We start from the raw sequence: 20,754 nt of genomic DNA, 5'->3' as shown, positions 1-20,754 counted from the left end.
GGGGCCGCGGCCTGCGGGTGCGCCGAAGGCGCGGAGGAGGGGAGGAGCGGTGCGATGACGGGGACCGGGCCGCATCCCGGCGGCGAGCCGGCACGATCCGGGGCGGAGGCCGGCGGACGGGCCGCCGGCGCCGCGGCGGGGGGCGGGGAGGGCGAGACGCCCTTCCGCTCGGGGTTCGTCGCCCTGATCGGCCGGCCCAACGTCGGCAAGTCGACGCTGCTCAACCAGCTGATCGGGCGCAAGATCGCCATCATGTCCGACAAGCCGCAGACCACCCGCACCCGCATCCTCGGGGTGCTGAACCGGCCCGGCGCCCAGCTGATCTTCGTCGACACGCCGGGCATCCACAAGCCCCAGCACCTGCTGGGCCAGCACATGGTGCGCATCGCCCGCCGCACCCTCCAGGAGGTGGAGGTGATCTGCTGGCTGGTGGAGGCGTCGGACCGGGAGCCCGGCCCCGGCGACCGCTACATCGCCGAGCAGCTGGCGGAGGTGGCGACGCCCAAGATCCTGGTGGTCAACAAGATCGACCAGGTGGCCCCGGGCGAGGTGTCGGCCATCGCGGAGCGCTTCCGCCAGCTGGGCGCCTTCGTCGCCGTCCACTGCATCTCCGCCCTCCAGGGCGTCGGCGTCCCGGAGCTGGTGGCGGCCATCGAGGGGCTGCTGCCCGAGGGGCCGCGGTTCTTCCCGGAGGACATGATCACCGACCAGCCCGAGGCCCAGATCATGGCGGAGCTGATCCGGGAGCAGATCCTCCACCTGACCCGGGAGGAGGTGCCCCACGCGGTGGCGGTGCAGATCGAGCGGGTCGAGCGCCGCCCCAACGGCGTGGTCTACGTCCCGGCGACGATCTACGTCGAGCGGGAGGGGCAGAAGCGCATCCTGATCGGGGAGCGGGGCCGCATGCTCAAGGAGATCGGGCGGCGGGCGCGGATGGAGATGGAGGCGCTGCTGGGCTCGAAGATCTACCTCGACCTGTGGGTCAAGGTCAAGCCGGACTGGCGCAACAAGCAGGGCGCGCTGAGCAACTTCGGCTGCCGGGACTGACGGGGCCGTCGCCGCGGGCAGGGCCTCGCGGTGCCGCGGCCCCGGGCCCCGGAGCGGGTCCGGGGGCCACCCGGGCCGAGGGGGTGGGACCATGGCCGGCGGGATGGAGAGGGAGCGCACCGGCGGGTCCCCGGGGCCCGTCGGCCCGGGGGCCGGTGGGGCCCGGGGGGACGAACCGGCCCCGGCCGGCTCCGGCTCCGAGGCCGCGCCCGCCCACGGCGCGGCAGCGGCCAAGGGATGGGAGGAGCAGCTAGCGCGGGCGGTGGCGGCCGGGGAAGCCGAGGCCGCGGTGCGCCTGGCCGCCGAGGTCCATCCCGCCGACCTGGCCGAGTTCGTCCTGAAGATGCCAGCCGAGGCTCGCTCCCGCCTGCTCGCGTGGCTTCCGCCCGAGCAGGCGGCCCAGGTGGTGGAGGAGCTACCCGCGGCCGTCCAGTCCGAGGTCCTGGCCGTCCTCGGTCGCCGCCGGGCGGGCGCCGTGCTGGAGGAGATGTCCAGCGACGAGGTGGCCGACCTGCTGGGCGAGCTGCCGCCGCAACGGGCCGTGGACCTGCTGGGCCTGCTGCAGGAGGACGAGGCCGCCGACGTGCGGTCGCTGCTTGCGTACCTGGACGACACCGCCGGCGGCCTCATGACCACCGAGTTCGTCGCCCTGCAGGACGACCTGACGGCCGCCGAGGCCATCGACGCCCTCCGCCGGCTGGCTCCCGACGCCGAGACCATCTACTACGTCTACGTGGTGGACCGCGAGGAGCGGCTGCAGGGGGTCCTCTCCCTGCGGGAGCTCATCGTGGCGCCGCCCGAGACGCCGATCCGCCAGATCATGCGCACCCGGGTGGTGACGGTGCCGCCCGACATGGACCAGGAAGAGGTGGCCCGGGTGGTGGCCAAGTACGACCTGCTGGCGGTGCCCGTGGTCGACGGCGCGGGCCGCATCCTCGGCATCGTCACCGTCGACGACGTGGTGGACGTCCTGGAGGAGGAGGCCAGCGAGGACATCTACCGCTTGACGGCCACCCCCCACGGCGTCGCGGCGGCGGGGAGCCCCTGGCTGCGGGCCCGGCTGCGGCTGCCCTGGCTGGTGGGCCTGCTCCTGGGCGAGCTGGTGGTGGCCAAGGTGATCCAGGGCTTCGAGGGGACGCTGGAGCGGGTGGCGCAGCTGGCCTACTTCATCCCCCTGCTGGCGGCGACCGCCGGCAACGTGGGCACCCAGTCGCTGGCCACGGCGGTGCGGGGCCTGGCCACCGGGGAGATCGCCCGCGGGCAGGCGCCGCGGGTGCTGCTGCGGGAGCTGCAGGTGGGGCTGCTGCTGGCCGTGGCCCTGGCGGCCACCAGCGCCGTGCTGGTCTACGCCGTGCTGGGCGACGGGCCGGTGGCCGTGACGGTGGGGGTGGCCATGGGCGTCAACACGCTGGTGGCGGCGGCCATCGGCGTGCTGGTGCCCCTGGCCCTCCACTGGCTCCGGGTGGACCCGGCGGTGGCGTCGGGACCCTTCGTCACCACCACCCTGGACGTGGTGGGGACGCTGGTGTACTTTCTGACCGCGACGTGGCTGCTGTTCCGGGCGGCGGGGTGAACCGGCGCCGGGCGGCAAGACCGAGGGGTGACCGGGAGGTCGGCCCGTGCCGCTGTACACCGTCGAGGGCGTCGTGCTGCGAACCCGGGAATACGGGGAGCGGGATCGCCTGGTCACGCTGCTGGACCGGGAGGGGGTGCGCCGCACCGTCCTGGCCAAGGGGGTGCGGCGTCCCAAGAGCTCCCTGGCCGCCGGGGTCCAGCCCTACACCCACAGCCGGTTCCTCCTCTGGAAGGGGCGCTCGCTGGACGGCGTCAGCCAGGTCCAGGTGCTGGAGGCGCTGACCGGGCTGCGGGCGAGCCTCGAGGCCCTGGCCGCCGCGGCCTACGTGGCCGAGCTGGCCGAGGCCTTCACCCAGGAGGGGGCCGCCAGCCCCGGCGTCTTCCCGGTGGTGCTGGCGGTCCTGCGCCGGCTGGACGCGGCGCCCGCCGACGGCCGTGTCCACGCCCTGTGGCTGCGCCACGCCGAGCTCAGGCTCCTGGACCTGGCCGGGTTGGGCATGCAGCTGGACGCCTGCCAGGGCTGCGGGCGACCGCTGGCGGCGGAAGCGGCCCCGACCGCGGCGGCGGGCGACCCGCGGCCGCTCCCCGGCGCGGGCCGCCCGGCGGCCTACAGCGCCGAGGCGGGGGGCGTCCTCTGTGAGCGATGCGCCCCGGAGCGCCCGGCGGCCCTCCCCCTGGACCCGGCCACCTGGCAGGTGCTGCGGCGGGTGCGCCGCCTGACGCCGACCCTGGCCGCCCGCCTGCGGCCGGGCGACGCGGTCCTGGCCCGGGCGGCGGAGGTGGTGCAGACCCACCTGGTCTACCACCTCGGTCGGCCCTTTCGGTCCCACGGCTTTCTGGCCATACTGGAGGAAGCACGGTGGTCGTCGGGGGCGCCGCGCTAGCTCGCTCGCCCAAGGCGGGGGACGGGCCCGGAGCGGGTGGGGCGCCCGCGGCGGCGTCCAGCGGGACGGGACGCCGGCGCCGTGGCTCCCATGGGCGGGCGTCGGCGACCCCGTGCCGGATCCGGCGGCCGGGCCGGAGGGGGTGAAGCGGGTGACGGAGCTGGAGAAGATCGACATCCTGCGGGAACGGGCGGGGGTCAGCTACCGGCGCGCCAAGGAGATCCTGGATGCGTGCGGCGGCGACGTGGTCCAGGCGCTGATCCGGCTCGAGGACGAGGCCCGTCGCAACACCTGGCAGGAGCGCATCCAGGTGCAGGGGGCCGAGCTGGTCGACCGGGTGCGGCAGCTGATCAACGAGGGCAACGTGCGGCGCATCGTGATCCGCAACCAGGACGGCCAGACCCTGGTGGAGCTGCCGGTCACCGTGGGGGCGCTCGGCGCCCTGCTGGCGCCGATGCTCGCCGTGGTCGGCGTCATCGCGGCCCTGGTCACGCGGGCGACCATCGTGGTCGAACGCCGCAGCGACAGCGACGGGCAGGGGCCGGGTCAGGGCACCGGCGCCGCCGCCGGCGGCGCCGGCCAACCGCCGTCGGGCGGCGCGGCCGGGGGCTCGGGGGCGGAGCCCGGGCGCGGTGGCGACGACGAGGGCGCCCTCGGGTAGGCCGCGCCCCACCGGTCGGCGACGGCGGCCGCAGGCGGGCGCGGGCGGCGACGGGTCGGCGGACGAGGCGGCGCGCCGGCGCACGGCACGCGTCGGCGCACGACGGCCCAGGGTGACCTTGACAACGGCAGCGGCGGGCCGGGCGCGCCCGGCCCGCCGCCCGAAGGCGGCGAGGATGGGGAGGAGTACCCCGGTGCACCCGGATCAGCGAGCCGGCGGCGGTGGGAGGCCGGCCCGGGAGCCGGGCGAAGGCGCCCCGGAGCCGGTGGGAGGAAAGGCGGGCCGGCTGCGACAGCCCCGAGCGTCCCCCACCGGGGGGCGGAGGCGGGCCATGGGGCCGCCGGGCGGTGGCCGGTCCGACCGAGTAAAGCCCACGTGGACGAGGTGGGTCCTCCCGCCACCCCGGCGGGGGACCAAGCAGGGTGGAACCGCGGGCGGCACGGGCCGCCCGTCCCTGAGGGGACGGGCGGCCCGTGCCGTTGTGGCCCGCGCAGGCGGTCCGTCACGAGGAGGGACGAGCCCGTGGACTTCCAAGCGATGATCCTCCGGCTCAACCGCTACTGGGCCGAGCAGGGCTGCGTGCTGGCCATGCCCTACGACGTGGAGACGGGCGCCGGCACCATGAACCCCCTGACCTTCTTTCGCGCCCTCGGCCCCGAGCCGTGGCGGGTGGCGTACGTGGAGCCGTCCCGCCGGCCGGCCGACGGCCGCTACGGCGAGAACCCCAACCGGCTCTACCAGCACTGGCAGTACCAGGTGATCCTCAAGCCGTCGCCGCCCGACGTGCAGGAGCTCTACCTGGGCAGCCTGGAGGCGCTGGGCATCCGGCCCGAGGAGCACGACATCCGCTTCGTCGAGGACAACTGGGAGTGGCCCAGCGGCGGCGCCTGGGGCCTGGGCTGGGAGGTGTGGCTGGACGGGATGGAGATCACCCAGTTCACCTACTTCCAGCAGGTGGCGGGCTTCGAGTGCAAGCCGGTCTCGGTCGAGCTGACCTACGGCCTGGAGCGCATCGCCACCTACCTGCAGGGCGTGGACACCGTCTTCGACATCCGTTGGGTCGACGGCGTCACGTACGGCGAGATGTTCCGCATGGCGGAGTACGAGCACTCCGCCTACAGCTTCGAGCACGCCGACGTGGACATGCTGCGCCGCTGGTTCGACGACGCGGCCCGCGAGGCGGCCCGGGCCCTGGAGCGGGGCCTGGTCCTGCCCGGCTACGACTACGTGCTCAAGTGCTCCCATCTGTTCAACGTGCTGGAGGCTCGCAACGCCGTCAGCGCCAACGAGCGCACGGCGCTGCTGGGCCGGGTGCGGGGGCTCGCCCGCAAGGCGGCGGAGGTCTACCTGGCCCAGCGGAAGCGGCTCGGCTACCCGCTGCTCGAGGTGGGCGCCTGGGCGGCCGGTTCGTGCCGGTCGGACGAACCGGCCGTGCGGGTCGCCGAGGGCTAGCCCGCGCGGCCGGCCGGCGTCCCACCCCGCGGCCGGGGTGGGACGCCGGCCGGGCGGCCCACCCACGGTGGGCCCGGCCGAGCGGGCCCGGGGCCCGGGAGGCCCCCTGCCGCCGCGGGCGGGCCCCGGGCCACCGGGCGGGATGCGGCCGACGGCCCTCCCGATGGGCTTCCCGATGGGCGCCTCCGCGCCCCGACGGGATCGGGACGGGAGGGACGGGATCGGAGGGGATGGGGTCCCGGGGCCGGGCGGCCCCGGCCCGACGGCGCCGGGGCGGGCCGCGGGTCTCGCCCCATCCCGGGAAGGAGCGGAAGCCATGGAGGAGCGGCTGGATCTGCTGGTGGAGGTCGGTTGCGAGGAGATCCCGGCGGCCGACTGCGCCGAGGCCCGCCGCCAGCTGGCGGAGCGGGCGGGCACCGTGCTGGCGGAGGCCGGCCTGCCCTACGAGCTGGTGCGGGCGCTGGGCACGCCGCGCCGGCTGACCCTGGTGGTCAAGGGGCTGGCCGCGCGCCAGGCGTCGCGGGAGTCGTGGGTCCGGGGCCCGGCCCGGGCCGTCGCCTACGGACCCGATGGGCAGCCCACCCGCGCCGCCCTGGGCTTCGCCCGGGCCCAGGGCGTGGCGGTCGACGACCTGGTCGTCCGGGAGACGCCGCAGGGCGAGTACGTGTTCGCGCGCAAGGTGGAGGAGGGGCGGCCCGCGGCGGCGGTGCTGGCGGAGACGCTGCCCGGCATCCTCGGCGGCCTGGAGTTCCGCCGCACCATGCGCTGGGGGGCGGGGGAGCACCGGTTCGTCCGGCCGGTCCACTGGCTCGTGGCCCTGCTGGGCGAGGAGGTCCTGCCCTTCGCCTTCGCCGGGGTGCAGGCGGGCCGGGTGAGCTACGGGCACCGCTTCCTCCACCCCGGGCCGGTGGAGCTGGCCTCGGCCTCGGAGGAGGAGTACCGGCGCCGCCTGGCCGACGCCTACGTGGTGGTCGACCCGGAGGAGCGTCGGGAGCGCATCGTCGAGCAGGCCCGGGCGGCGGCCGCGGCCGTGGGCGGCGAGGTGGAGGTCGACCCGGAGCTCCTGGCCGAGGTGGTCGACCTGGTGGAGTACCCGACGGCCTTCGTCGGATCCTTCGCCGAGGGGATGCTGGAGCTGCCGCGGGACGTGCTGGTGACCACCATGAAGGTCCACCAGCGCTACTTCCCCGTGCGCCGGCCTGGCGAGAGCCGGCTGCTGCCCCACTTCGTCGCCGTCCGCAACGGGGACGAGCGGCACCTGGACACCGTCCGGCGGGGCAACGAGCGGGTGATCGGCGCCCGCCTGGCTGACGCCCGGTTCTTCTTCCAGCAGGACCTGCGGCGGCGCCTGGCGGATCGGGTGCCCGACCTGGAGCGGGTCTCCTTCCTGCCCGACCTCGGCACCCTGCTCGACAAGACGCGGCGCCTTGAGCGGCTGGTCGCCTGGCTGGCGGAGCGGCTCGGCCTGCCGGCGGCGGAGCGCGAGCACGCCGTCCGGGCGGCCCGGCTGGCCAAGGCCGACCTGGTCACCGCCATGGTCTACGAGTTCCCCGAGCTGGCGGGCCGGATGGGCCGGGAGTACGCGCTCCGCGACGGCGAGCCGCCGGCGGTGGCCGAGGCCCTGGCCGAGCAGTACCTGCCGCGGGGCGGGGACGACGACGAGCTGCCGTCCACCTGGCCGGGCCTGTTGCTGGCCACCGCCGACCGGGCGGACACCCTGGCCGGCTGCTTCGCCGCGGGCCTCGAGCCCACGGGCTCCCAGGACCCCTACGGCCTGCGCCGGGCGGCCGTCGGCCTGCTCCGGCTGCTGGCCGGAGACGCCGCCCGGGGCGCGGGCGCCCGGCAGCACGCCGGCATGCAGGCCGTGGACCCGGCGGGCGGGCAGGCGCCGGCCGGCGACCCCGTGCCCGGGTCGGATCCGGTGCGGCACGCCCCGTCGCGCGACGAACCGGTGGCGTCTCGCGGTGTCCCAGGGACCGGTCGCGGTGGCCCGGACCGCACCGCTGCCATGGGGGTGGGGCGAGGGCTCGTCTTGCCGCCGGGGGCCGCCATGCCGGCGCTGGACGCCGTGCTGGACGAGGCCCTGGCCGGTTACCGGCCGCCCGTGGCGCCGCCCACGGTGGAGGTCCGGTTCGACCCGGCGGCGGTCCGGGACCGGTTGCTGGACTTCCTGGCGGCGCGGCTGCGGGTCTTGCTCGCCGAGGCGGGCTATGCCCATGACGTGATCCAAGCGGTGCTGGCGGTGGACCGCACCGACGTGGCCGGCGTCTGGGCGCGGGCCCGGGCGGTGACGGAGCTCCTGGCGTCGCCCCTGGCCGCCGACGTGCTGACCGTACACCGGCGGGCGGCCAACCTGGCCGGGCGGGCGGAGGCGGACGCCGTCGACCCGGCCCTGTTCCGGGAGCCCGAGGAGCAGGCGCTGCACGCCGCCGTCGAAGCGGCCGCCGGGGCGGTGCAGGAGGCCCTTGCGGTCCGGGATTATGGCGCCTACTTCCGGGCCATCGCCGGGCTGCGGCCCGCCGTGGACGCCTTCCTCGACCGGGTGCTGGTCATGGCGGAGGACCCGGCCCTGCGGGCCAACCGCCTGGCCCTCCTCAAGGGCGTGGCCGACCTGGCGACGCAGGTTGCGGCCCTGGGCGAGCTGGCCGCCAACCCGTGAGGGACCACCGGCCGGGCCGACCGCCGCCCGCGCCGCCGCCCGCGCCGCCGCCCGGCGGTGGGGACCGGGCGCCGGCTGACGTCGGCCGTCGCCGGCCCCCGTCCCGCACCGCCTGGAGGGCCCGGCTGCGGCCGCGGGCCGGCCCCCGGACGGCCCCCGGAGCCGGCCAGGGACAGGGATTCCACCGGGGGTGTCCAATCCTTAGAGCGGTTGCACCCGGCCGGAGCGCGGTTGGATCCGGCCGAGCAGCACCGGCACCCACCCGGGGGCACGGCCGCCTGGATCGCCGAGCCGGGCGGTCCGCCCCGGTGGGGAGGGAGGGAAGCCGGTGGGAGAGCCGGTCGTGTTCATCGTCTCCGACTCCCTGGGCGAGACCGCCGAGCTGGTGGCGCGGGCGGCGGCCAGCCAGTTCAACGGCCACCGCGCCACCTTCCACCGGTTTCCCTACGTCGACCGGATGGAGACCATCGAGACCATCGTCCGGCGGGCGCGCGAGGAGCCCCGCAGCCTGATCGTCCACACCCTGATCCTGGAGGACCTGCGCCGGGCCCTGAACGAGAAGGCCCAGGCGGCGGGGATCCCCGTGGTCGACATCATGGGGCCGATGATGGCCGCGTGGATGCGGGTGGCGGAGCGCCCGCCGCGGCTGCAGCCCGGCCTGCGCCACCGCCTGGACGAGGAGTACTTCCGGCGGGTCGAGGCCGTCGAGTTCGCGGTCAAGTACGACGACGGCAAGGACCCCCGCGGCCTGCTGCAGGCGGACATCGTCCTCCTGGGCGTCTCCCGGACCTCCAAGACGCCCGTCAGCATGTACCTGGCCCACCGCATGTACAAGGTGGCCAACGTGCCGCTGATCCCGGAGGTGGAGCCGCCCCCCGAACTGTACAAGGTGCCGCGGAACCGGTTGGTCGGCCTGATCATCCGGCCGGAGGCCCTGCAGCGCATCCGCCGCGAGCGGCTCAAGGCCATCGGCCTCGACGAAGACGCCAGCTACGGCAGCATGCAACGCATCCAGGAGGAGCTGGCCTACGCCCAGCGGATCTTCCGGGAGCTGGGCTGCCCCGTCATCGACGTGACCAACAAGGCCGTGGAGGAGACGGCCAACCAGGTGCTGGAGATCCTGGCGAGGGGGGAGCGCCGTGAGCACGGGGATCGCTGAGAGCGCGGCCCGTCCCCAGGCGGCGCCGCGGCGGTGGGTCTACTTCTTCGACGAGGGATCGGGCGCGGACCGCAACCTGCTGGGCGGCAAGGGGGCCAACCTGGCGGAGATGACCCGCATCGGCCTGCCCGTCCCGCCGGGCTTCACCATCACCACCGAGGCCTGCAAGGCCTACCTGGCCGCCGGCGGCCGGTTCCCGGCCGGGCTGATGGAGCAGGTGGAGCAGCAGCTCGAGCGGCTGGAGCGGGAGATCGGGCGCCGCTTCGGCGACCCCGGGCGGCCCCTGTTGGTCTCGGTCCGTTCGGGGGCCCCCGTCTCCATGCCGGGGATGATGGACACCATCCTCAACCTGGGCCTGAACGACGAGGCGGTTCGGGGACTGGCGCGGGAGACGGGGGACGCCCGCTTCGCCTTCGACTGCTACCGGCGGCTGATCCAGATGTTCGGCGACGTGGTCCTGCGGGTGCCCGCCGGGCGCTTCGAGCACGCCCTGGAGGCGGCCCGCCAGCGGCGGGGGGTCCGATTCGACCACGAGCTGCCGGCGGAGGAGCTGGAGCGCCTGGTGGAGACCTTCAAGGGCATCGTCCGGGAGGAGGCCGGCCGCGACTTCCCCCAGGACCCGCGGGAGCAGCTGGAGCTGGCCATCCGGGCGGTGTTCGACTCCTGGAACAACGAGCGGGCCAAGGTCTACCGCCGCATCCACAAGATCCCCGACGACCTGGGCACCGGCGTCAACGTCCAGGCCATGGTCTTCGGCAACACGGGGCCGGACTCGGGCACCGGCGTGATGTTCACCCGCAACCCCTCCACGGGCGCCCGCGAGCTCTACGGCGAGTACCTGCCCAACGCCCAGGGCGAGGACGTGGTGGCCGGCATCCGGACGCCGGAGCCCATCGCCCGGCTCAAGGAGGAGCAGCCCGAGCTCTACCGCCAGCTGGAGCAGGTGGCCCAGCGGCTGGAGCGCCAGTACCGCGACATGCAGGACATCGAGTTCACCGTCGACCGCGGCCGGCTCTTCCTCCTGCAGACCCGCAGCGGCAAGCGGACGGCGGCGGCGGCGGTGCGCATCGCCTGCGACATGGTGCGGGAGGGCCTGATCGACCGGGAGACGGCGCTCTTGCGGGTCGACCCGGACCAGGTGGCGCGCCTGCTGCACAAGCAGGTGGACCCGGCGGCCGACGTGGAGCCGCTGGCCCAGGGGCTGCCGGCGTCGCCGGGGGCCGCGGTGGGGGCGGTGGTCTTCGATCCCGACGAGGCGGAGCGGCTGGGGCGGGAGGGCCAGGCCGTGATCCTGGTCCGTCCCGAGACGACGCCCGACGACATCCACGGCATCGTCGCCGCCCAGGGCGTCCTGACCAGCCGCGGCGGCATGACCAGCCACGCCGCCGTGGTGGCCCGCGGCATGGGCAAGCCCGCCGTCTGCGGCTGCGAGGCGCTGCGCATCGACCTCGAGCGCGAGGAGTTCCAGGTCGCCGGCCGGGTCTTCCGCAAGGGCGACGTGATCACCATCGACGGGGCCACGGGCCGGGTCTTCGCCGGCGAGGTGCCCCTGGTGGAGCCGGAGCTGTCGCCCGAGTTCCGGCAGCTGCTGGAGTGGGCGGACCAGGCGCGGCGCCTCCGGGTGCTGGCCAACGCCGACACGCCGGACGACGCCCGCCGGGCCCGGGAGTTCGGCGCCGAGGGCATCGGCCTCTGCCGCACCGAGCACATGTTCATGGGACCCGAACGCCTGCCCGCCGTCCAGCGCATGATCCTGGCGGAGACCCGGGAGGAGCGGGAGGCCGCCCTGGCCGAGCTGGCGGTGATGCAGCAGCGGGACTTCGAGGGCATCCTCGAGGCCATGGCCGGGCTCCCGGTGACCATCCGGCTCTTGGACCCGCCGCTCCACGAGTTCCTGCCCTCCCTGGAGGAGCTGGTGGTGGAGGTGACGCGCCTGGAGCTCGAGGGCGGCGATCCGGCCCGGCTCGCAGAGCGTCGCGAGCTCCTGCGCAAGGTGCGGGCGCTGCGCGAGGCCAATCCGATGTTGGGCCATCGCGGCTGCCGCCTGGGCATCACCTTCCCCGAGGTGTACGCGATGCAGGCGCGGGCCATCTTCCGCGCGACGGCCAACCTGCGCCGCCGCGGCGTGGACGCGCGGCCGGAGATCATGATCCCGCTGGTGGCCCACGTGCGGGAGCTGGCCTTCCTGCGGGAGCGGATCGAGGCGGTGCGCCGGGAGGTGGAGGCCGAGACGGGCCTGGACCTCGAGGTCCGCATCGGCACCATGATCGAGGTGCCGCGGGCCGCCCTGACGGCGGGCGAGATCGCCCAGGTGGCGGAGTTCTTCTCCTTCGGCACCAACGACCTCACCCAGACCACCTTCGGGTTCAGCCGCGACGACGCCGAGGGCAAGTTCCTCCACCACTACCTGGCGGAGAAGATCCTGCCCGAGAACCCCTTCGTCTCGCTGGATGCGGCCGGCGTGGGCCGGCTCATCGAGCTGGCCGTGGCCGAGGGCCGGCGAACGCGACCCGATCTGAAGGTGGGGATCTGCGGCGAGCACGGCGGTGACCCGGCCTCCATCGCCTTCTGCCACCGGGCGGGGCTCGACTACGTCAGCTGCTCGCCCTTCCGCGTGCTCATCGCCCGGCTGGCGGCAGGACGGGCGGCGGTGGAGGAACGCGGCCGCTGAGCGGCCGGAAGACCCGTCGCGCCGAGGAAGGGATCTTTCGCTGCCCTTGGGCGCTCGGTCGACACCGGGGTTGGCGCCGACGCGCCACCGTGGTACGGTGGCGGACGGGGGTGGGGAGATGGGGCGTCCGTCGCGTCGCGACCTGCGTGGCGGTTGTCATGCCATGCCCTTTCCCACCGCCCATCCGTGGGCTCGAGGGGGTCGACCATGTCCGACATCCGGGAGTCGGACCTGCCGGGCATCGGGCGCAAGTTCCAGATCGAGACCCGGGCAGGGGACCGGCTGGCCATCATCGTCCACGACGACGGCCGACGGGAGATCTTCCACGTGGATCCCGACGATCCGGACAACTGGGTGTCCGTGGTGACCCTGGACGACGACGAGGCGCGCCAGGTGGCCGGGATCATCGGGGGCCTCGCGTACCGGCCCAAGGGCCTGGAATCCGTCGAGGTGGTGTTGAACCGCCTCGTGATCGAGTGGTACAAGGTCGAACGCGGCGCCCCCTGCGTCGGCCGCACCATCGGCGAGCTGGAGATCCGGCGCCGTTCGGGGGCGACGGTCATCGCGGTCATCGAGAAGGACCAGAGGCGGGTGATCAACCCCGGGCCGGACTACCGCATCCCCACGGAGGCCACCTTGGTGGTGATGGGTGACCGGCAGCAGATCCGCGCCTTCCGGGAGCTGGTGGAGGGTGGGACGGGCCCGGCGACCGAGGGGGGTCGGTGATGGAGCACGTGGTGTGGGAGATCGGCCTCGCCCTCGCCATCATGGCCCTGGCCGGCTACGTCGCCAACCGACTCCATGTGCCCATCGTCCCCCTCCTCATCCTGGCGGGCATGGCCGTGGGCCCGCACCTCCCGGACACCGGGTTCGTCGACCTCCGCTTCGAGGCGAGCAAGCCCCTAATCGACTTCATGGGGCGCATCGGGGTCCTCTTCCTGCTGTTCTACCTGGGCCTGGAGTTCTCGTTGAACCGCCTGATCCGGGCCGGCCGCAAGATCCTGGTGGGCGGCAGCATCTACATCGGGATCAACTTCACGCTGGGCCTTCTCTACGGGTGGCTGGCCGGCTTCCCCCCGCGGGAGGCGCTGGCCATCGCCGGCATCACCACCATCACCTCGACGGCCATCGTGGCCAAGGTGCTGGTCGACTTGAAGCGCACCGCCAACCCCGAGACCGAGATGATCCTCGGCATGATCATGTTCGACGACGTGTTCCTGGCGGTGTACCTGGCGGTGCTGTCGGGCCTGGTCCTCAGCGGCGCCACGTCCGTGGGCGGGGTGGTGCTGGCCGGCTTGACCGCCGTCGGCTTCATCGCGGCGGTGCTGGTGCTGGGTCGGCTGGTTCGGCCCTGGCTGAACCGCCTCCTGGACATCCCGTCCGCCGACGTGTTCCTACTGGTGGTGTTCACGGCGCTGTTCCTCCTGGCGGGCTTCGGCGCGACGGTGCACGTCGCCGAGGCGGTGTGTGCCCTGCTCTTGGGCCTGGTCCTGGCCGACACCGAGCACCGCCAGCGGATCGAGCACGTCGTCGTCCCCTTCCGGGACTTCTTCGGATCCGTCTTCTTCTTCAGCTTCGGGTTGGGACTCGACCCCACAGCCCTGGGCGGCGCCGTCGGGATCGTCCTGGGCGCCGTGTTGCTGACGCTGGTCGGCAACATGGTGGCCGGCCAACTGGCCGGTCGCACCGCCGGCCTCTCCCCGCGGGCCGCGACCAACATCGGCGTGACCATCACGGCCCGCGGCGAGCTGTCCATCGTCATCGCCAACGTGGCCAAGGCCGGCGGGCTCTCGCCGGCGGTGCAGTCCTTCACCGCCCTCTACGTGCTGGTCCTGGCGATCCTCGGTCCCCTGCTGACCCGAGAGTCCCGCGCGGTATACCGGGCGCTCAACGCCGTGTTCAAGTGGGAGCCGGTCCAGCCCGGCCGCTCCCGGCGGGCCCTCGCGGGCGAGGCCTCGCCGTCGCCCGCCAAGCCCGCCCGGACCGCGGAACCGGGCGGATCGCCGGTGGCGAGCCCGGCGGACGGAAGGGGCCACCGGGAGGACGGGCACGATCCGGGGACGTGACGTCCCTGGCGGATCCGTCGCCCGCCCCCAAAGGCCCTCGGCCCGGCCGCGGCGCGCCGCGGGCGCGGTGTCGCGGCCGGGCCGAGGGGCGCGGTGGCTCAGGAGGGCGAGGTCACCTTCAGGCCCACGATCCCCGCCACGATCAACAGGATGCACCCGAGGCGAATCGCGTCGCGGGATTCCCCGAACAGCACCATGCCCAGCACCGCCGTTCCCACGGCGCCGATCCCCGTCCACACGGCATAGGCCGTTCCCACGGGGAGCTCCCGGAGGGCCAAGGCGAGGCACAGGAAGCTGGCGATCATGAAAGCCACGGTGGTGACGCTGGGCCAGAGGCGCGTGAAGCCCTCCGACAGCTTCATGCTGACGGCCCAGACCACCTCCAGCAAGCCCGCGAGGACGAGCAACGTCCAGGCCACCCGGGATCCCCCTCCCTCCTGGGTTATCGTCCAAGGCGGTTTGGACCCCGCTTTTCGCCAAGGTCCGTCAGGGCCGGAGGAGGTCCGATCCCCCCTCGTCGGTCGCCGCCGGGACGGTCACCGCCGGGGCGGTCACGGCCGGCCCCGCCGTCGCCCTCAGCGGCCGGGGACGCCGGCGGGGCCGGCCGTGGTTGCGGCGGTCGCCCGGCGTAACACCGCGAGACCGCTGAGCCCCGCCAGGGTCGAGGCGGAGAGCACGCCGATCTTGGCCTGGTCCAGGTACGGCGTCCCTTCGAAGGCCAGACCGGCGATGAACAGCGACATGGTGAAACCGATCCCCGCCAGCAGGCCGACGCCAGCCATGGCGGCCCAGTTCACCCCCGCGGGCAGCGAGGCCCAGCCCAGGCGTACGGCCAGCGCGCTGGCCGCCAACAAGCCCGTCGGCTTCCCCAACAGGAGACCCAAGCCAACCCCGGCGGTCACCCGGTTGGGGACGGCGGCGTCCAAGGACACGCCCGCCGTGAGGAGGGCGAACAACGGCAGGATGGCGTAGGTCACCCAGGGCTGGAGCAGGTGCTCCAGCCGATGGAGCGGGCTGTCGGACCGCTCCGTCCCGGCGGAGGGGCCGTGGTGGGGGCCGCCGGCCCGAGGGGTCATGGGCACGGTGAAGGCCAGCAACACGGCGGCCACCGACGGGCTGATGCCGCCCTCGAGGGACCCGTACCAGGCGACCAGGCCGAGGACGGCATAGACGAGCAGGTGGCGGCCGCCCCCCAGGGTCCCGTAGGCCAGCGCGGCAGCCAAGGCGATGCCCATCAGGAGCAACGGCCCGGCCTGCAGGCCGCCGCTGTAGAACAGGGCGATGACCAGGACCGCCCCGAGATCGTCGACGATGGCCACGGCGGTGAGGAACACCTTCAGCCCGACGGGGACCCGGCGGCCCAGCAGGCTCAGGACGCCCAGGGCGAAGGCGATGTCGGTGGCCATGGGGATGCCCCAGCCGGGCGCGCCGGGCCCGCCGGCGTTGAGCAGGGCGTAGATGGCCGCCGGGGCCACCATTCCCCCGACGGCGGCGAAGATCGCCAGGGCGGCGCGCCGGGGATCCACCAGTTCGCCTGCCCGCAGCTCCCGCTTGATCTCGAGCCCAACCAAGAGGAAGAACACGGACATCAGGCCGTGCTTGACCCAGTCGGCCAGCGGCATGGCGAGCGCCACGGGGCCGACGGTCACGGCCAGCGGCAGCTTCTTGAGCGTCTCGTAGCCGTGCCGGGCGGGGGAGTTGGCCCATGCCATGGCTAGGACCGCACAGGCGATGAGCAGGGTCCCGGCTCCCGCCTCGCTGGCCAGGAACGCTCGCCACGGCCGGCGGGACGCGGTCTCGCGGCTGCTGGTCGGCATCGAGGCCCTCACCTCCGGGCGGGTTTGCGCTGGGGACCGAGGGGCTGGCGGACGCGGTCGCGCTGGAAGCCCCCGTTGCCGGCTGGCAGGGCGGACGACCTCCCCGGAAGCGCCACGACCGGCCTCAACCGGCGCGGCAGGGGTCGCCCCCCGCAGGATACCACAGGCGGCATCCCCGCGGCAGGCGCGTCACAGGGTGACGGACGTCCCGGCCCGCGGGAGACCCGGGCCGGCCCTGCCCCCACCACGCGGACCGACCGTCCTCCACCCCGCGGGCCGCCACGCCCGCCCGTCACGCCGCCGTGCCGGCGGGGACGCCGGGACATCCGTCCAGCACCTCCGGCGCGGCCATGGCATGGATGGGAGGGGAGGGACCACCCGTGTTCGTGGACCTGGGGAGCTTCGCCAGTCTTCGGGACGTGGAGGGGGTGCAGCGGGGGTTGGCTCTGCTTCCCCCGGAAGACGCGCGTCTCTTGGCGCGCCGCTGGGGGCTGGCGGGTCGCCCGCCCCAATCCATCGCCGAGCTGGCGCGCCAGGAGGGGATTCCACCCATCGCCATGGCGCGGCGGCTGCAGGAGGCCGAACGCCGCCTGCTCCGCATGCTGGGGGCGGCCCAGCGGCCCCGGTCCGCCACCGGCTCGCCTGCTCCCCGGCGGGCGAATCCGGGCCGCGGGACAGCGGGATCCTCAGCCGGGTCCGCGTAGTCGTAGTGGAGCCGCCGATCGGGGTTCGCCACAGGCGCCCGGCTCCCGGGTCGCGCCCGGCTCCCGGGTCGCCCCGATCCGCGCCGCGGCGCCTCCGTAGCCTGCGGGGCCCCCCGCCTCACCCGCGGCGGAAGGCGGCCACCGGGTCGGCCACCGGGACCGCATCGGCCAGGAAGGCCTCGCCGTAGCGGACGCCGATGCGCAGGCCGTAGTGCCGCGCCCGGACCACCGTGGCCTCGAGGTAGTCCTCGACGCCGAAGTACTTGTGGTCGATGGGGGCGGTGGGCTCGACGAACTGGCTGGCGAAGGCGCGCATCGCCTCGAGCTTGGCGTCGAAGGTCGCGGTGACGTCCACCACGAAGCTGGGTTCGACCCACTCGTTGACGGGGAAGAACAGCAGGGCGTCCACCACGTGGTGCGGTTCGCCCAGGTCCAGGTTGCGCAGGGCGGCCTGGAACACCGCGCGGCGGACCAGCGCCGAGGCGCCCCGATGATCGGGGTGGCGGTCGTCGCCGTGGTGGGTGAACACGACCCGCGGCCGACAGCGGCGGATCAGGGCGGCCACCTTGCGCCCCAGGGCAGGCGAGTCCTCGACGCGGTTGTCGCCCAGGTTGAGGTTGAACCGGAACCGCGCACCGTACACCCGGGCGGCGAGGGCTGCCTCCTGGGCCCGCCGCTCCGGGGTCCCCTTGCTGCCCAGCTCGCCGCGGGTGAGGTCGATCACCCCGATGCGGTACCCCAACCGGTGCAGCTTGACCAGGGTGCCGCCCATGCCGATCTCGGCGTCGTCGGGGTGGGCGCCGATGACCAGCACGTCGACGGGTTCCAGCTCCCCTTCGGCCGTGGGGACGGCAGCCGGGGTTGCCGCCGGCCGGCCCCCGGTCGCTCCGGGACGCCCGGGCAGGGGGGACCCCGTCGGGCCGGTGCCAGGGTGAGGCCGTCCGCCTTCGCGCTCGCCATCGCCTCGGGTCGGCTCGATCTCCTTCACGTCCTCCAGCCTCCTCCGTCCTCCAAGGCCTTGCGACGGACTCCCGCGGCCGTCCCCCGGTGCGGCGGTCCATGGGCCGCCCGCCGCCTGGGCGGCCGCGCCCGGCCGACCCGCGCCGCCACCGGCGCACCCTGCCCGGCCGGGGCGGGCGGCCCGACGGGCCGCGGCACCGGATCCTGTGCAGGCGCCCGCCTCGACGGGGCGGGCCGGACGGAGCCGGTTCGTCCGCCAGGGGCCGAGGCGAGACCCGCGTGGCCCGCAGGGCCGGGGCGCCCCGGCCGGGCAAGCCGTCAGGGTCCGGGGGTGCCGGTGTCCTGCCCGCGGCCGTGCGGCGATCCCTCGCCGCGGTCGGGCTCCCGGCCCAGGGACTCCAGCGCCACCAGCGCCGCCCAGCTGACGAACCCGGCGCAGGTGGCGAAGGCCGGCCCCGTCCGGACTTCGCCCGTCGCGGCGTCCACGGTTTCGCACGCCCAGCCGCCGTCCATGGGCGCCCGGGCAAGCCAGGCCAGGTACTCGGGTCGGCCCGCCAGCAACCCTGCGGCGACGCTGAGCAACCAGGGGTGGCGGGCGTGGGGGCAGGTGGGTGTCGCAAAGGGCCCGGGCGGCGGCCCGAAGGGATTGTGCTGCGAGTAGATCCACCGCACCGTGTTGGCGTACACCGCCTCCACGTCCACCGGGTCGTCGGGCTGGCGGCGGGCGAAGCCGTAGGGCCCGAGGAGCTCCAGGGTGCCCGGCGGCTCGTCGTACAGGACCGCGTCCGCCCCCTCGGGCCCCGCCACCGCCCAGGCGAACTGCGGCCCCCAGGGACCCGGGACCACGCAATGGCGCAGGACGGCATGCCGGGTCAGCCGGGCCCGCGCCTCGAGCCACGCGGCCCAGGAGGGGTCGCACCGGACCGCGGCCGGGGCGGGGTGGGGGGTGGCCTCGGCAGCCGCAGGGCGCTGGGCCGTCGACGTCGACAGGACCCGGGCAAGTTCGGCCAGGGCCTGGGCGTACAGGGCGTTGGCGTAGGTGACGAAGGGCCGCGGGGCCGGGTCGTCGGACGGCATGAGGAACGTGGCGACGAGCCCCGTGGCCGGATCCCGCCGCGCCTCGGCGGCCTGGAGGGCGGCGGCGACCCCGCGGGCCACGGCCGGTTCGTCCAGGACGGAGACGTCACCGGTGGCCCGCACGTAGCGGGCCAGGCTCAAGGGCCACGCGGCCGCCTGGTCGAGCTCCCAGCCCGGGTAGAGCACCGTGCCGTCCAGGTACTGGCTGTGCTCGCCGGGGTAGAGGGTATAGCGGTCGAAGGCGGCCACCAGGAGCTGGCGGGCCAGCCGGCGATCCGCCGCCAGCACGGCGGGGAACGCCCAGAGCAGGCTGTCGCGGGTCCAGTGGGCGCCGCTGACGTAGTACCGGGGACTGCGAGAGGTCAGGTGGACCCAGCCCTCCCGGTCCACGGTGCGGGCGTGGGCGAAGAAGACGGCGAACCACAGGTTGCGGCGCACGCGCTCGGCCAGCTCGTCGGCCTCCCCCTCGTCCAGCAGGCCTGCCGCCACGGCCCGCGCCAGGCCGGACCGTCGGCGGGCGGCCCGCTCGGTGGCGTCGCCGGCGGGCGGCGCATCCGCGGCCGGGGTCGCGCCGGGGACGGCCGGGGCGTAGGGCGTGGTCGGGGGCACCGCCGCGGGACGGGCAAGGGATGGAAGGGGTGCTCCCGGCGGTCGATGGCGCGGGGACGGTGTGGCCGGGGGCGCCCCCGGCCAATGGGCGAGGGGGGCGTGCGGCCCGCTGCCGGCCTCGGGGACGGCCTGGGACCGGAACGGGTCCCGGGCCGCCAGCCATCCCACGGTCTGGCCGAAGAGCACGTCCCACCCCACCCGGGCGAGGTGGACGGCCGTGGCCGCGGCGCCGTCGCCCTCGGGCGCGACGCCGCCATACACCACCAGCTCGCCGTCGCCCGGCCGCGCCCAGAAGACCCATGTCCCCGCGGCGCCGCCGGCCGCCGGTTCGTCCCCCGGCCCCGACCGCAACGCCAGGGCGCCCAGGGGGGCCGCTCCGGGTGCCTCCCAGACCAGGGTGCGGGTCCACCGGTGCGGACGGGGTCCCTGCGATCCGGGCAGGGGCCGCCGATGGTAGACCGTCCGGAACACCGCACCCGGACGAACCAGCAGGCCCAGTCGCAGCGCCGGCGGCACGGGTTCTGCCGCCGCAGGTCGCAGGCCGATGAGAGCCGGCGCCGGGGGGCGGTCGCCGGCCCCCGGCGGTGCCGGTGGCGCCTCGGGCCCGCGCTGCGCGCCGCGGGATGCCTGCGACGCGCCGGGCGGCGACGCGGGATGGAGGATCAGCCGCGCACGGACGGCAAACCCCCGGTGGTCCACCGGGGCCAGCCAGGTCAGTTCGAGAAGCAACCCGGGCATGACGGGCAAGGGGATGAACCAGCGCGGGATCCAGCCGGCCATGTAGTGGGGAGCCCGTCGCGGTGGGCGGACTCCCGGCACCTCGGCCTCCGCCGGGGGGCGCGTCGGCGTCTCCGGCGAGAGGGCGGGCTCGGGCGGCCAGATCCGCCGGCCCTCCCACGTGACCACGGGGACCAGCAACGGTCCCGTCGGCCCGTCGGGCTCGCCGACGGGTGGGCCGCTGGGGCGGTCGCCGCGCGGTCGGGCATGGGGTCCCTCCCCATCGGTGGCGCGGTCGGTCGTCGGCTGCGGTTCGGGGGCGCCGGTGAACTCGATCAGTCCCCGGGCCGTCTCGCTGACGATCCCCACGGAGCGGGCCGCGCCGGTGGCGGGATCGAGGTCGGGCAGCGAGACCCAGAAGTTGCCCGTGAGGGCCACGGGCTCGACGTCGGCCAGCTCGTCCGGCACGGTGAGGATGGGCGCGTGGCGTCGCGCCGGCGCCACGCGCCCATGGGGACCCTGGGGTCCCGGGGATCCACGGGTCGGGACGGATGCCTCCGCGATGTCGCGCTCCACCGCTTCTGCCTCCCGCTGGCGGGACCCGGCGCCGGAGCCGGCCCGGCGTCCTGCCCGGTCCCGCCCGCTTCTGCCCCGTCCCCGCGGCCTCCCGCCGCATCCGCGACGGGGGCGGGAACG

15 protein-coding genes are annotated in these 20,754 nt (G+C 75.3%); 11 read left to right on the top strand and 4 right to left on the bottom strand.

Annotation, left to right across the window (positions count from 1 at the left end; all coding sequences use genetic code 11):
* Positions 1-54: 54 nt before the first annotated feature.
* The 10 genes from era (at position 55) to Q5761_RS11125 (ending at position 14,174) form a co-directional block, all read left to right on the top strand.
* Complete coding sequence (gene era, locus Q5761_RS11170; RefSeq protein WP_318750645.1) at positions 55-1,047, top strand: GTPase Era; 993 nt, start codon at positions 55-57, stop codon at positions 1,045-1,047.
* 91 nt (positions 1,048-1,138) lie between these two features.
* On the top strand, positions 1,139-2,620 hold the full coding sequence (mgtE, locus tag Q5761_RS11165; RefSeq protein ID WP_243123652.1) for a magnesium transporter: 1,482 nt from the start codon (positions 1,139-1,141) through the stop codon (positions 2,618-2,620).
* A gap of 46 nt (positions 2,621-2,666) precedes the next feature.
* A complete protein-coding gene (gene recO / locus Q5761_RS11160) occupies positions 2,667-3,506 on the top strand; it encodes a DNA repair protein RecO (RefSeq protein ID WP_318750644.1) in 840 nt (279 codons plus the stop codon).
* A gap of 142 nt (positions 3,507-3,648) precedes the next feature.
* Positions 3,649-4,167, top strand: a complete 519-nt coding sequence (locus Q5761_RS11155; RefSeq protein ID WP_243123650.1) for a DUF4342 domain-containing protein — start codon at positions 3,649-3,651, stop codon at positions 4,165-4,167.
* A 522-nt stretch (positions 4,168-4,689) separates the two neighbouring features.
* A complete protein-coding gene (gene glyQ / locus Q5761_RS11150) occupies positions 4,690-5,619 on the top strand; it encodes a glycine--tRNA ligase subunit alpha (protein WP_318750643.1) in 930 nt (309 codons plus the stop codon).
* Positions 5,620-5,935: 316 nt separating this feature from the next.
* On the top strand, positions 5,936-8,278 hold the full coding sequence (glyS, locus tag Q5761_RS11145) for a glycine--tRNA ligase subunit beta (RefSeq protein ID WP_318750642.1): 2,343 nt from the start codon (positions 5,936-5,938) through the stop codon (positions 8,276-8,278).
* Between the two features lie 328 nt (positions 8,279-8,606).
* On the top strand, positions 8,607-9,437 hold the full coding sequence (locus Q5761_RS11140; RefSeq protein WP_135224422.1) for a pyruvate, water dikinase regulatory protein: 831 nt from the start codon (positions 8,607-8,609) through the stop codon (positions 9,435-9,437).
* Complete coding sequence (gene ppdK, locus Q5761_RS11135; RefSeq protein ID WP_318750641.1) at positions 9,418-12,108, top strand: pyruvate, phosphate dikinase; 2,691 nt, start codon at positions 9,418-9,420, stop codon at positions 12,106-12,108. The genes Q5761_RS11140 and ppdK overlap by 20 nt, the downstream gene beginning before the upstream one ends.
* A 207-nt stretch (positions 12,109-12,315) precedes the next feature.
* Positions 12,316-12,834, top strand: coding sequence for a cation:proton antiporter regulatory subunit (locus Q5761_RS11130; RefSeq protein ID WP_318750640.1), 519 nt, complete (start codon positions 12,316-12,318; stop codon positions 12,832-12,834).
* Entirely contained in the window at positions 12,834-14,174 is a 1,341-nt protein-coding gene (locus tag Q5761_RS11125; RefSeq protein WP_318750639.1) for a cation:proton antiporter, read from the top strand. Before Q5761_RS11130 ends, Q5761_RS11125 begins: the two co-directional genes overlap by 1 nt.
* A gap of 98 nt (positions 14,175-14,272) precedes the next feature.
* On the opposite strand, the gene sugE is transcribed toward Q5761_RS11125, so the two are convergent.
* The gene (gene sugE, locus Q5761_RS11120; RefSeq protein WP_318750638.1) at positions 14,273-14,593 is read right to left on the bottom strand and encodes a quaternary ammonium compound efflux SMR transporter SugE; all 321 of its coding nucleotides are present in this window, start codon (positions 14,591-14,593) and stop codon (positions 14,273-14,275) included.
* Between the two features lie 156 nt (positions 14,594-14,749).
* Positions 14,750-15,991, bottom strand: coding sequence for a Na+/H+ antiporter NhaA (gene nhaA / locus Q5761_RS11115; protein WP_318750637.1), 1,242 nt, complete (start codon positions 15,989-15,991; stop codon positions 14,750-14,752).
* Positions 15,992-16,371: 380 nt separating this feature from the next.
* Here nhaA and Q5761_RS11110 point away from each other — a divergent pair, with 380 nt between their 5' ends.
* Positions 16,372-16,695 (top strand): hypothetical protein, encoded by a 324-nt coding sequence (locus Q5761_RS11110; RefSeq protein WP_318750636.1) that lies wholly within the window; start codon positions 16,372-16,374, stop codon positions 16,693-16,695.
* A gap of 118 nt (positions 16,696-16,813) precedes the next feature.
* Here the strand turns inward: Q5761_RS11110 and bshB1 are convergent, their stop codons facing one another.
* Positions 16,814-17,683, bottom strand: a complete 870-nt coding sequence (gene bshB1 / locus Q5761_RS11105) for a bacillithiol biosynthesis deacetylase BshB1 (protein WP_243123646.1) — start codon at positions 17,681-17,683, stop codon at positions 16,814-16,816.
* 290 nt (positions 17,684-17,973) lie between these two features.
* Positions 17,974-20,634, bottom strand: coding sequence for a glycoside hydrolase family 125 protein (locus Q5761_RS11100; RefSeq protein WP_318750635.1), 2,661 nt, complete (start codon positions 20,632-20,634; stop codon positions 17,974-17,976).
* Between the last annotated feature and the right edge of the window lie 120 nt (positions 20,635-20,754).

The organism is Thermaerobacter composti (assembly GCF_033582035.1).
Lineage (GTDB): Bacteria > Bacillota > Sulfobacillia > Thermaerobacterales > Thermaerobacteraceae > Thermaerobacter > Thermaerobacter composti.
The sequence above is the reverse complement of the archived record's forward strand: the minus strand, read 5'-3'. Positions and strand labels throughout refer to the sequence as shown.